The sequence below is a fragment of the Flavobacterium sp. CG_23.5 genome (assembly GCF_017875765.1).
Lineage (GTDB): Bacteria > Bacteroidota > Bacteroidia > Flavobacteriales > Flavobacteriaceae > Flavobacterium.
On record NZ_JAGGNA010000001.1, the window covers coordinates 1495102 to 1508281 of the forward strand.

Genomic DNA, 13180 nt, shown 5'->3' on the forward strand with positions numbered 1-13180 from the left:
GGTTTTTTGTTTTAAAAAATAAAATTAAGCTATACTACCATTTTATAATAGCACTTCCCCAAGTGAATCCGCTACCAAATGCAGCCAAAACCACGGTATCGCCAGATTTAATTTTTCCCTGTTCCCAAGCTTCAGTCAAAGCAATAGGAATAGAAGCTGCTGTTGTATTTCCGTATTTTTGAATATTATTATACACTTGGTCATCTGTCAATCCAAATTTCTTCTGAATAAACTGAGAAATTCTTAAATTCGCTTGATGTGGAATCAACATATCAATATCTGAAACCTGCAAATTATTGGCTTGTAAACCTTCATTTATTACTTCGCTAAAACGAACCACAGCATTTTTAAATACAAATTGTCCGTTCATATAAGGGAAATAACTTTCATCGTTTGGATCATTATCAGCAAGGATATCAGTAACCCAACGGTCACCCATTCCTGGTGCTTTTACAATCAATTCCTCTGCATGCTGTCCTTCGGAATGTAAATGAGTAGATAAAATTCCTTTAGTCAAATCCTCTTCTCTGCTCAAAACGGCTGCTCCCGCTCCATCACCAAAAATCACCGAAACTCCTCTACCACGAGAAGTCATATCTAGTCCTGTTGAATGCACTTCAGAACCAATAATCAACACATTTTTATACATACCAGTTTTAATATATTGATCTGCCACAGACAAAGCATATATAAAACCCGAACATTGATTCCTAACATCTAAAGCACCTACTGTTCTCAAACCTAAATCACGTTGTACCAAAACTCCTGGGCCAGGAAAATAATAATCAGGACTTAAAGTGGCAAAAACCACAAAATCAATATCCTCTTTGGCAACTCCTGATCGCTCAATCGCAATTTCAGCCGCTTTTACTCCCATTGAAGTCGTCGTATCTTCTCCTCTTATGATGTGTCTTCGCTCTTGAATTCCTGTTCTTTCCTGAATCCACTCGTCATTAGTGTCAATAATTTTCGACAAATCGTCGTTGGTAACAACATTTGATGGGACGTAAAATCCTAATCCCGCTATTTTTGAATGGTACATACTATTGTTATTTCATTAAAATAAGACTGCAAATTTAACTATACTTTAAAATATAGACCCACAAAGTACCGCTTTTTTAACAAATTATCAATTATATATTTTTTCAGGAGCTGTTTCCTGCTGTACGCTATATCTTTTCCTGTTCAGTCTCGTCCCAAAAGACGCGACGGGACAGGAAAAGGATGCCGCTTCCATCAGGGCTATGCCGTTAAAGAAACATTATTTTAAATTGTAACAAATTTCAATTATTTTAGACAAATTAAATAATTGCATTACTATTAATCGATAATATTTCAAACTATGAAATTAAAAGTTACCTTATTATCGTTTCTTGGCCTTGGCTTAACCGCATTTGCGCAAGAAAATTTGAGCTACCAAAAACCATCTAAATCCATTTTAGATTTAGCCGATTACGAAAGAGCTCCTTCGGTGTCAATGGATACCAAAAAAGAATACATGCTTTTGAGTTATAGAAATACCTATAAAACTTTAGATGATTTAAATCAAGAAGAATTACGATTAGGCGGTTTGCGCATTAATCCGGTAACAAATATTTCGAGCACGGTTACCTATATCACAAACATCAAATTACGAAAAATAAAAGACACCAAAGAAATTCAAGTTTCCGGCTTGCCTTCCAATCCTCGAATTAGTAATATATCGTGGTCGCCAAATGACAAGAAAATTGCATTCTCTCATTCGACGAATACTGGTGTGGAACTTTGGATTTTGGACGTCGCTTCCGCAAAAGCAAAAAAATTGACCGAAGCTAACGTAAATGCCAATCTTGGAAATCCATTCACTTGGTTCAACGACAACGAAACTATTTTGGTGAAAATGCTTCCAAAAAATAGAGCGGCATTATTGGATGCCAAAAAAGATTTGCCAACAGGTCCGATAATTTCAAATGCAACGGGTTCAAAATCACAAAACAGAACCTACCCAGATATGTTGAAAAACAAAAATGACGAAATCAATTTTGAAAACATCATTACTTCTGAATTGTATAAAGTGCAGCTAAACGGAACAGCAACTTTATTTAAAAACGCCAATATGTATGCCGGAGAAAGTTTCTCACCAGATGGTAATTATTTGATGCTGACCACCATTCAAAAACCATTTTCTTATATTGTTCCTTTGAGTCGTTTTCCATTAAAATCAGTTGTTTATGATACAAATGGCGCTGAAATAAAAACAGTAAATGAAGTACCGCTTAACGAAATAATGCCAAAAGGTTTTATGGCGGTTCGCAAAGGAAAAAGAGAAATGAGTTGGAGAAATGACAAACCAGCTACCTTATCGTATGTTGTAGCCTTGGACGAAGGTGACCAAGCGAATAAAGTTGATTTTAGAGATGAAGTTTTTCTTTGGAATGCTCCTTTTGATGGCGTTGCAACTTCTTTGGTAAAAACACCACAACGCTACAGTGGCGTAATTTGGGGAAATGATAACGTAGCCATTGTTTCTGATGAATGGTATGACACTCGAAACACCAAAACGTATTTGATAAATCCATCCGACTTAAACAAAAAACCAATAACAATTTCGGATAGAAATTCACAAGATATTTATTCAGACCCTGGGAATTTTGAAACCAAAAAAAACCAATACAATAAATACGTATTGGCAATAGAAAATGATAATGCCTATCGAATAGGCGATGGATTTACGAAAGACGGACAATTCCCTTTTATTGATGAATTCAATCTAAAAACATTACAACCAAAACGTCTCTATACCTCAACTTATAAAGACAAAAAAGAAGATTTATTGGAGATTGAAGATTTCAAAAAAGGAGAGATATTAGTTCAAATCCAATCTAAAAATGATTATCCAAATTATTACTTTAGAAACATCAAACAAAAAAACAGTCTCACTCCAATAACCACTTTCAAAAATCCCTTTGAAAGCATCAAAAATGTGAGTAAAGAAGTAATCAAATACAAGCGTAAAGATGGTGTTGAATTATCAGGAACTTTGTATTTACCGGAAGGTTATGATAAAGTAAAAAAAGAAAAATTGCCACTATTGATCTGGGCTTATCCAACAGAATACAAAGACAAAAAATCAGCGGGACAAAGCAATCAAAACCCAAATGAATTCACTTTCCCTTATTACGGATCATTTGTGTATTGGGTGACTAAAGGATATGTAGTTCTTGACGATGCGTCTTTCCCAATTATCGGGGAAGGAACTACAGAACCAAATGACAATTTTATGTCACAATTAGTGGACAATGCCGAAGCAGCAATAAATGCAGTGGATGCACTTGGGTATATAAACAAGAAAAAAGTCGCTGTTGGAGGTCATTCTTATGGCGCATTTATGGTAGCTAATTTATTGACTCATTCTAAACTTTTTGCTTGCGGAATTGCCAGAAGTGGTGCTTACAATAGAACCTTAACTCCTTTTGGATTCCAAAGCGAGCAGCGCAACTACTGGGAGACTCCAGAGGTTTACAACACCATGTCGCCTTTTATGAATGCTGACAAAATGAAAACACCAATGCTATTAGTTCACGGTGAAGCCGATAATAATCCTGGAACGTTTACTTTGCAAACGGAGCGTTATTTTCAAGCTTTAAAAGGACTTGGCGCTCCTGCAAGAATGGTAATTTTACCAAAAGAAGCACACAGTTATGTAGCCAAAGAAAATATTTTGCATTTGCTTTGGGAACAAGACCAATTTTTAGAAAAGTATTTGAAAAATGGCGAGGAAACAAAAACGCCTAAAAATTTATAAATTAAGAACGTTTTCTCTCTTGTGATTCACAATTTCAAAACGAGATACTATAAAACAAGAAACCCCAAAACTTTATCAGTTTTGGGGTTTCCTTTTTTATGCGAGCATCAATGTGACTTCCTCATTTAGTTCTAATTCCGAATCATGTTCGAAGAAAATGGCTCGTCGTTCAAAAGCAGCTTTAATCAAATAATGGCTTCCTTTAAAATAAGACTGTTTAACAATTGCTTTCATGATTCCGTTATCGACCACTTTCAATTGATGTGGATATAACAAAAGCGCCGCATCTTCTTCGGTTTCAAGTACGATCAATTGTGATAATTTCAACTCATTTACTTCCCCAAAAAGGGAGGCTGCATACTTGTTGGGAGGATTTTCATATAAACCTTTCGATGAATCTTTTGCAATCACATTTCCATTTTTCATCACAATGGTTTCATCGGAGAAAGACAAGGCATCGGTGCTGTCATGCGTGGCTATGATACAAGTGACTCCCTTATCTTTTAAATAACGAAATAAATTCCGACGCAAGGAATTTTTCCTAAAAGTATCAATTTGACTAAACGGTTCATCCAGCAAAATTATTTCTGGTTCTACTGCCAATACTCTGGCCAAGGCTACTCCTTGTTGTTGTCCGCCACTAAGGTATTTGGCTTTTACTTTTGCAAATTCGGTCATTTCGACCATTTCCAAAAGTTCTTGAACACGCGCCTGTTTTTTATCCCTATCAACATTCGACAAAAACTTTCCTACATTTTCTTCAACGGTTATATACGGCATCAAGTCAAAATCCTGAGCCAAATATTTGATATAATCTTCTCCTGGAATCAAATTGCGTTTGGGACCGAGAATTGGTTTTTTATTATATAGAATTTCCCCTTTGTCTAAATCATACAAACCATATAGGAGTTTTAGCAAGGTACTTTTACCGCAACCGCTTTCGCCAATAACCGCAATATTTTGACCTTTGGTAATCGTAAAACTAACATTCTCGATAACTGGTTTATCAATATAGGTGAAGGAAATATCTTTTATTTCAAGCATTTTCTTTATTTAAGAGTGCAAATTTACAACGTAAAAATTAAAAAATAAGGCAAAAAAAAAGCCGTTTCTTGACGAAACAGCTTTTTTTTAATGTATATTTTACCTTAGTTTTTCACTTCAGCATTGGCGTCTTTTATCATTTTTTCGTTTGCAGTAATTGCAAATTCAACACGACGGTTTTGACTTCTTCCTGCTTCATTATCATTTGATGCAATTGGATCAGCAATTCCTAAACCAGTAACAGCAAATCTACTTGTTGACAAACCTTTACCTGCTAAATAACTTTTAACTGATGCCGCTCTTTGTCCAGAAAGTTTTAAATTATAACTTGCTGTACCCGTATTATCAGTATATCCGTAAATAGTAATATTTGTATCAGGATATTCTTTAAAAACAGGAACCAATTTATCTAAATTAGCTTGAGCCGCTGCAGTTAAAGACGATTTGTTAGTGTTGAAACGCACTGCATTTTCATTCAAAACTAATTTAATTCCTTCTCCTACACGAACTACTTCAGCTCCTGGAAGTGCTGCATCAATTTCTCTTGCTTGCTTGTCCATTTTGTTACCAATAACTCCACCGGCAACTCCACCAACAACACCACCTAAAACAGCTCCAAGGGCACCATTACCACCTTTTCCAATGTTATTCCCAAGAATACCACCAAGTACTGCACCACCTACTGCTCCTATTCCTGCACCTCTTTGTGCTTTATTCGTGTTTTTTAATGATTCACAACTAGTGAACATTGAACCCATAATCATTATTGTTGCCATTGCAACTATTGAAATCTTTTTCATATCTATATTTTTTATTTATTAACTCTTTGAAATTGGTACACTACATCAGTCATTTTTCCTCCTACATCGATTTTATCAATCAACTGAAAAGAACCGTCTGATTGGTTTGCAACTCTAAGGATGTAACCTTCTCTAACTTTTTTGGCTTTTATACCAGCATCAAGAACTTTCAAAATAAATTGACCGTCTTTATTAACAAACCAGGTGATTGGTGAGCTAAATGAAGTACAACCTGCTTTTGACAAAGTCACATTTCCTTTATTGTTGTTGGAAACAAACTTCCACATACTTCCTTCAAAACATCCTGAATCAGCGATTTGAAATGAATTAACTTTAATATATTCAGAACCTGGATACGTTACAGAACTAATTGTCCAGTTTCCTTTCATTGCAACCTGAGCTTTAGTATCTGTATTTGTACTTGTCACTGATGTTGACTTACATGCAAACATCAAAACTGCTAATGTGCATAATAAAATAACTTTTTTCATCTTTTAAATATTTGTATTAATATTAGAACAAAGATACAAATCAAGTAAAACAAAATAGTTTCAAAATTATTTAATTATGTATCATAATTAACAGTTACGCCAATTTGTCACCTCCATTATAATTGGTATTCTATTTGAAAGAATCGTATTCATTAACTTAAATCTTATCAACTATGACAACAGGTAAAATTAATGTTTCGGTAGAAAACATCTTTCCCTTAATCAAGAAATTCTTATACAGCGATCACGAAATTTTCTTACGTGAATTGATTTCAAACGGAACTGACGCAACATTAAAATTAAAACATCTTACAAGCATTGGCGAAGCCAAAGTAGAATACGGTAATCCAATTATCGAAATCAAAATTGACAAAAAAGGTAAGAAATTACATATTATCGATCAAGGTTTAGGAATGACTGCCGATGAAGTGGAAAAATACATCAACCAAGTTGCTTTCTCTGGTGCCGAAGAATTTTTGGACAAATACAAAGATTCAGCTAAAGATTCTGGAATTATTGGTCATTTTGGTCTTGGTTTCTATTCTGCTTTTATGGTTGCCGAAAAAGTGGAAATCATCACCAAATCTTACAAAGACGAACCCGCTGCACATTGGACCTGTGATGGAAGCCCTGAATTTACACTTGAGCCAGCGGATAAAACCACTCGTGGAACAGAAATTATTTTGCATATTGCCGAAGATTCATTAGAGTTTTTAGAAGATTCTAAAATTAACGGTCTGTTAAATAAGTACAATAAGTTCATGCCTATTCCAATTAAATTTGGAACAAAAACAGAAAAAATTGAACAAAAGAAAGGGGAAGAAGTTGCTGCAGAAGATGTAGACAAAGCGTTTACAGAAGTTGAAGTAGACAATATCATCAATAATCCAAATCCAGCTTGGACTAAACAACCAACGGAATTATCGGATGAAGATTATAAAAATTTCTACCACGAATTGTACCCAATGCAATTTGAAGAACCATTATTTCACATTCATTTAAATGTAGATTACCCGTTCAACTTAACCGGTATTTTATATTTCCCAAAATTAGGTTCTGATTTACAAATTCAGAAAGATAAAATTCAATTGTACCAAAACCAAGTCTATGTTACTGATAACGTAGAAGGAATTGTACCTGAATTTTTAACGATGTTAAAAGGAGTTATCGATTCTCCGGATATTCCGTTGAACGTTTCTCGTTCTGGATTGCAAGCGGATGCTGCAGTGAAGAAAATCTCCAATTATATCACGCGTAAAGTTGCTGATAAACTAAAATCTTTATTCAACGAAAACCGTGAGGATTTTGAGAAAAAATGGAACGATATCAAAATCGTTTTAGAATACGGAATGCTTTCTGAAGATAAATTCTATGAGAAATCAAGTGCTTTTGTTTTATATCCCACAGTAGATAATAAATATTACACACTGGAAGAATTAAAAGAAAAACTGGCTGCAAATCAAACAGACAAAGACGGAAAACTAGTTGTTTTATATGCTGGAAATAAAGAAACGCAACACTCTTATATCGAAATTGCAAAAGAGAAAGGATATGAAGTTTTACTATTGGATTCTCCAATAATCTCGCACCTAATTCAAAAATTAGAGTCAGATAATAAAGACTTAACTTTTGTACGTGTCGATTCAGATCATATTGATAATTTAATCAAGAAAGACGAAGTTGCAATTTCTAAATTATCCGAAGAAGAACAAACTAGTTTGAAAACTGTTTTAGAAAACTTTGTTCCAAAACAAACCTATAGCGTACAACTGGAAGCTATGGATAGCCAAGCGGCGCCGTTTATCATCACGCAACCAGAATTCATGCGTAGAATGAAAGAAATGAGCCAGTCTGGTGGTGGCGGAATGTTTGGAATGGGGAATATGCCGGAAATGTACAATTTAGTGGTGAATACAAATTCTCCATTGGCAGCAACCATACTGAATACAGAAGACAAGTCAAATCAAGAACACTTGGTAAAACAGGCGTTAGACTTGGCTAAATTGTCGCAAAACTTATTAAAAGGGGAAGCTTTAACTACTTTCGTAAAAAGAAGTTTTGAAATGATTAAGTAAGCAGAGAACCAATTTTATGAAGTAAAATGGTGTGAATCGCTTATTCCGAACTTGCTTCGGAATATCCAATATACTAAAAGCTGTCCAACCTTGGGCAGCTTTTTTTATGGAGCAGAATGATTGGTTTTCATAAGATGTTTTGTCCTGCTTTCCTCTATATCTTTTATCCCGAAAAAAATCAGGATAAAAGGATGCCTCCCGAAGCTTCGGGACAATCTGGGCTAATTATTCCGTTTTTATTTTTATAAGATCATTTCCAGCCATTACTATTTGTAAGAATTTTTTAATATATTTGAAAAACAAATAAAGCGAAACAAAACTTCGCCAATCTACCCAGAATTGGGTGTATATACGAAGTTTTATTTCGCCTATATACTAGTTGTGCAACATCTTGGCGAAACGAACATAAATAACGAAAAATAGAAAATACTATGAAAACAATTTACATCATGTCTAAAGAGCAAAGAGATTACGTAATTAATATTTCTCAAATAACTTGCATACACGATTCTCAAAACAGAGGTAATATTATAGTTCTAAGTTGCGGAACTAAAATAAGTACTGATAAGCCAATCTCTGAAATACAAGAACTGATTAAAAAGGCACTATTGTAATATAGATTGTGATTTAATCTCTTCTACTTCATTTGAAACTAATTCAAGTATATCTCTTATTTGCTCGAAATTAACGCCTTTAAGTAATTCTAAAATTGCTTTTTTTTTAGTTTGCAATAGCTCTTGATATTCTGTTTTTAGTATTCCTTTATATGTATCTGACATTTTGTTTTTTGTTTTAGTACGGTTCCGAAGAACCGCTGATTAGTAATTTAACTTTTAACCTTTAATAATAATTATGAATTATACAATATTATGGTCTTATGTTGTTTTGATTTTAGTACAAATTTTTGCTATTACCTTTATTCCAATTAGTTTAATCGGTGTAATATTAGGAAAACTTAAAATTGGTACATCAACATCTTTATTTATTGGTGGACTTCTTGTTTGGTTTGGAATTAATCTCATTTGGTTAAATTTTACTGGTTATAATTTACCTTTATTAGCATTTTTGTTAGTTGAAGGAATAAAATTATTTAAAGGAATTGGTAAAAATAAAGTTGATGACGAAACGAATAAAATGATGCTTGGAATTGAATTAAAAGCCATAATATTAATTGCTTTATATGTTTTTATATTTAGAGAGTTTAATTTATACTAACGCAATTTAAATAACCAAAAACAGAAAATACTATGAGAATATTTACTAAAGAGGAAGCCGAATCTATAACCAAATACTATTCCGAAATCCTAATAGGGAAACCCATTACTCCTCCTGGCGACTCTAATCCTTTTTCAATTACTTCTTTAGATATAAAGAAAGTTAATGATGGATATACAGTGTATTGCATTTGTAATATAGTCGCAGGGAAAAGTGCTTACAGTAACATAGAAAAAGTTATTTCTCAATCAGATTATCTCCCTCTGGAGGAATTTCTAACAAATCAATATTAACTTCTAATCGATAAACATATTCCTTGTCTTTAAAAATATGAATTGCGTCTGGATATTTATCCATTAAGGCTTTAATATTATCGAAATGAAAAAGCAATTTATTTAAAATATCTTGTGGTGTTGGCATTTTTTTTTTTTGCAATTCAGAAGAATCGCTGATTAGTAATAATTTAATTTATAAATATGATATGTTTTTTAGTAAATAGAATCGTTGAAATTGACAACGTGACTCACGGAATAGCAATGGAAAATGAATTGGTAATTCATAATTTTGGTTTAGTTTATGGTTTAGAAAAAGCAAAAAATCTATTACTATCAATACAGCAGAAAAATGAAAATCAATATCTTATTAGTCGTTTTGGTGATTATATTGGATTTCTACAATACAAAGTAGATTTAGGTTTTTCATTAAAGTTAACTGATTTTGAAAATAATTTTGATACTGCCTTAGATGAATATCTTTCACTCCAAAAAAAGGAATGGAAACAAGAACACATTATAAAATATTTGGAAATAGCTAAAGAAATAGAAAACAAAAGTCAACCGTCTAAAATGATTATTTCAAATCCTTTGTAATGCCATCATATGATTTTCTTATTTCTAAAAACGTTCCATCATCTAACTTGAATCGCCAATATATTGCTCCTTTGGGTAAAAAATAATATTTAATTTTATAATATAAATTTGTACCGAAACCAAACCGAAATTGGAAAGGCGATAAAGCCGTAGCACAACAGCCGTTTTGCGCTATGGCGGGTTCAGTGGAATTGTCGTTTTCGCTAGAACTTTTCTGTAAAACAGAAAGTAATCTGCTTCTAAATCCGCCACATCGCAAAGCGACAAGACGTTAGTGGTAATTTTACCGCAGAATAAACATATACTTACAAAATTATGAGCATTCCAAAAGCATTTATCTCATATTCTCACGATACACAAGAGCATAAAAAATGGGCGCTTGAATTAGCGACAAGGCTCCGAAATAATGGTATTGATGCAATATTGGATCAGTTTGAACTTCAGCCTGGCGCTGATCTTCCGCATTTTATGGAAACTCACCTATCCACCTCCGATAAAGTTATAATGGTATGCACGGAAAAATATGTTGAAAAAGCTAACAAGGGACAAGGTGGAGTTGGTTATGAGAAAATGATTATCACTTCTAATTTAATGAAAAATATTGATGGCAATAAAATTATACCTATCATCAGACAAAATCCTAAAAAGGAAGTGCCAACGTTTTTGAAAAGTAAATTGTATATAGATTTTTCTAAACTTGATGATTTTGAGTTTTGTTATGACGAATTAGTAAGAACTATTCATAGTTCTCCACTATTTGAGAAACCTCCAATTGGAAATAATCCATTTAAACCCGTGGCAAAAGAAAAACTTGAAGATGATGCAAAACTATTAAATACAGTTTTAGCCACCATTATTGAAAATCAAGGAATATCAAGTTATGCTTCTTCACAATATATAATTGTCAAATTGAGTATTTCACCAATCTTATTTAAAATAGCGGTAACTAAATTAATTAATTCAGGCTATGCAAAATGGTTTGGAGATAACTCATTAGTTTGTGTAACAGACAAAGGTCTTCTTTATGCTTATGAAAATAAATTAGTAAGTTAAAAAACTACCACTAACAGCCGTTACAAACGATTTGCGGATTTAGTGGAATTAGCGTTTTTTAATCCTATTTTCGTTTAGCCGAAAATACTCAGTTTCAAAACCCGCAAACCGCTTGTAGCGCCAGAACGTCAAACTGTCTAATAACCTCTTTAGCTCTCGCTAACTTATTTGTATTAAAAATCTTTCAAAATATTTTGTAATACGATTGATTTTTTGTACATTTAAGTATGAAATTCATCAACGGAACCAACAGAAACCAACTCCCGCTTTTTGCCTCGTCGATAGAAGAGGCCATTGCGCAAGACAATGAAATTAGGCTCATCGACCTTTTTGTGGATAGTTTAAAATTGAGTGATTTTGGTTTTGCTTTCGACTTTGTCGAAAACGGAAGACCTGCTTATCATCCTTCGGATTTACTCAAACTTTATATTTACGGCTATCTCAATCGCATGCGTTCGTCGCGAACTCTCGAAAAAGAATGTTCCCGCAACATTGAACTCATGTGGTTGCTAAAAGCACTTGTTCCAGATCACAACACCATCGCCAATTTCAGAAAAGACAATCCCAAAGCCATTGCGCGTGTCTTTCGAGCAACTGTGAAGATGGCTTCCCATTTTGAACTTATTGGCGGAAGCCTTGTCGCAGGTGACAGTACTAAACTTAGAGCCCAAAACTCTAAGAAAAACAATTTTAATCCCAGTAAAATAGAACGGCATATTGCTTATATCGATGCTAGATTAGAAGAATACAATCTGGCTTTAGCAAAAGCGGACGGCGATGAAACTGAAAAGAAAAAAATAGAAACTAAGGTTCGAAAACATACTATCCAAAAACAAAAATACATTCAATACAAGAATACAATTGAGACAACCGGTATTACCCAAATCTCTACTTCAGATCCTGATAGTCGACAAATAATGACTCGAAATAATATCTCTGAAGTGGCCTATACTGTACAAACAACAGTAGATGCGTTGCACAATATCCCGATTGATTTTAAGGTCACTAATGAAAATGATTCAAAAGCTATGGGAGGCATGCTGCGCCGTAGTAAAGTCATTTTGGGACATAACAATTTTACCGCAATTTATGACAAAGGCTATCACACCGGAAGCGAGTTTGAGTATGCTAATAAACTTGGCGTTGCTGTCTTGGTTGCCATTCCAGGGGTTGCCGCACATGCACCCGATACTGCTTTTGATGTAGAACATTTTAAATACAATAAAGACACTGATTCTTATACGTGTCCCGCTAATGAAATCCTAACCACTAATGGGAATTGGTATTCCAAAAAAAACGGGAAATCAATAACCCAAATGAAGCATTATAAAACTAGTGCCTGTTTGAATTGCGAACTCTTTAAGAAATGCACTAAAAATGTTAAAGGAAGACTCATAGAACGCTCCCAATATGCCGACTTAATTTACGAAAACAAAGTTCGAATCGAGAATAACTATGAAATCTATCGCAGGCGACAAGCCATTGTGAAGCATCCCTACGGAGTTATTAAACGGCAATGGGATTTTTATTATATCATGACCAAGAAAACCATAAAACACGCCTCTGCCGATGTGGGATTGATTTTTACAGCCTATAATCTCAGGAGAATTTTCAACTTGATTGATCCAAATGAGTTAAAGCAGTATCTAAAAGTATTGACCGTGTTTTTCAACTCTATTAAAGCCTATTTAAAGGCCTTTTGCCACTTGAAATTATTGACGAATCATTGTCAGCCTCTTTTTAAAGAGACTTTCTTTTGTACGACAAATCAACTATATTTACAAACTCACAACGCAGTTTGAGAAACTTTGAAGGTTTTTAGACGAACTGACGTTGGCGGTAATAGTCG

The 13180-nt window shown here is 33.8% G+C and carries 12 protein-coding genes; 6 read left to right on the plus strand and 6 right to left on the minus strand.

Annotation, left to right across the window (positions count from 1 at the left end; all coding sequences use genetic code 11):
- Nucleotides 1-34 precede the first annotated feature (34 nt).
- Nucleotides 35-1042 (minus strand): 3-oxoacyl-ACP synthase III family protein, encoded by a 1008-nt coding sequence (locus H4V97_RS06360; RefSeq protein WP_209549226.1) that lies wholly within the window; start codon nucleotides 1040-1042, stop codon nucleotides 35-37.
- A gap of 300 nt (nucleotides 1043-1342) precedes the next feature.
- Between H4V97_RS06360 and H4V97_RS06365 the strand changes: the two genes are divergently transcribed.
- On the plus strand, nucleotides 1343-3784 hold the full coding sequence (locus H4V97_RS06365; RefSeq protein WP_209549227.1) for an alpha/beta hydrolase family protein: 2442 nt from the start codon (nucleotides 1343-1345) through the stop codon (nucleotides 3782-3784).
- A 96-nt stretch (nucleotides 3785-3880) separates the two neighbouring features.
- Here the strand turns inward: H4V97_RS06365 and H4V97_RS06370 are convergent, their stop codons facing one another.
- The 3 genes from H4V97_RS06370 to H4V97_RS06380 all read right to left on the minus strand — a co-directional run bounded on the left by H4V97_RS06370 (nucleotide 3881) and on the right by H4V97_RS06380 (nucleotide 6119).
- Nucleotides 3881-4828, minus strand: a complete 948-nt coding sequence (locus H4V97_RS06370; RefSeq protein ID WP_209549228.1) for an ABC transporter ATP-binding protein — start codon at nucleotides 4826-4828, stop codon at nucleotides 3881-3883.
- Nucleotides 4829-4932: 104 nt separating this feature from the next.
- Complete coding sequence (locus tag H4V97_RS06375) at nucleotides 4933-5628, minus strand: OmpA family protein (protein WP_196850100.1); 696 nt, start codon at nucleotides 5626-5628, stop codon at nucleotides 4933-4935.
- A gap of 11 nt (nucleotides 5629-5639) precedes the next feature.
- Nucleotides 5640-6119, minus strand: coding sequence for a lipocalin family protein (locus tag H4V97_RS06380; RefSeq protein WP_196850099.1), 480 nt, complete (start codon nucleotides 6117-6119; stop codon nucleotides 5640-5642).
- A 173-nt stretch (nucleotides 6120-6292) separates the two neighbouring features.
- Here H4V97_RS06380 and htpG point away from each other — a divergent pair, with 173 nt between their 5' ends.
- The gene (gene htpG, locus H4V97_RS06385; RefSeq protein WP_209549229.1) at nucleotides 6293-8194 is read left to right on the plus strand and encodes a molecular chaperone HtpG; all 1902 of its coding nucleotides are present in this window, start codon (nucleotides 6293-6295) and stop codon (nucleotides 8192-8194) included.
- A gap of 605 nt (nucleotides 8195-8799) precedes the next feature.
- On the opposite strand, the gene H4V97_RS06390 is transcribed toward htpG, so the two are convergent.
- Nucleotides 8800-8973 (minus strand): hypothetical protein, encoded by a 174-nt coding sequence (locus tag H4V97_RS06390; protein ID WP_209549230.1) that lies wholly within the window; start codon nucleotides 8971-8973, stop codon nucleotides 8800-8802.
- A gap of 73 nt (nucleotides 8974-9046) precedes the next feature.
- On the opposite strand from H4V97_RS06390, the gene H4V97_RS06395 reads away from it, so the two are divergent.
- The gene (locus H4V97_RS06395) at nucleotides 9047-9409 is read left to right on the plus strand and encodes a hypothetical protein (RefSeq protein ID WP_209549231.1); all 363 of its coding nucleotides are present in this window, start codon (nucleotides 9047-9049) and stop codon (nucleotides 9407-9409) included.
- Between the two features lie 237 nt (nucleotides 9410-9646).
- On the opposite strand, the gene H4V97_RS06400 is transcribed toward H4V97_RS06395, so the two are convergent.
- Nucleotides 9647-9829: a hypothetical protein gene (locus H4V97_RS06400; protein ID WP_209549232.1), complete on the minus strand. Its 183-nt coding sequence runs from the start codon at nucleotides 9827-9829 to the stop codon at nucleotides 9647-9649.
- 56 nt (nucleotides 9830-9885) lie between these two features.
- Between H4V97_RS06400 and H4V97_RS06405 the strand changes: the two genes are divergently transcribed.
- The 3 genes from H4V97_RS06405 to H4V97_RS06415 all read left to right on the plus strand — a co-directional run bounded on the left by H4V97_RS06405 (nucleotide 9886) and on the right by H4V97_RS06415 (nucleotide 13133).
- The gene (locus H4V97_RS06405; protein ID WP_209549233.1) at nucleotides 9886-10278 is read left to right on the plus strand and encodes a hypothetical protein; all 393 of its coding nucleotides are present in this window, start codon (nucleotides 9886-9888) and stop codon (nucleotides 10276-10278) included.
- Between the two features lie 315 nt (nucleotides 10279-10593).
- Nucleotides 10594-11331 (plus strand): toll/interleukin-1 receptor domain-containing protein, encoded by a 738-nt coding sequence (locus H4V97_RS06410; RefSeq protein ID WP_209549234.1) that lies wholly within the window; start codon nucleotides 10594-10596, stop codon nucleotides 11329-11331.
- A gap of 227 nt (nucleotides 11332-11558) precedes the next feature.
- The gene (locus H4V97_RS06415; RefSeq protein ID WP_245345201.1) at nucleotides 11559-13133 is read left to right on the plus strand and encodes an IS1182 family transposase; all 1575 of its coding nucleotides are present in this window, start codon (nucleotides 11559-11561) and stop codon (nucleotides 13131-13133) included.
- Nucleotides 13134-13180: the final 47 nt, after the last annotated feature.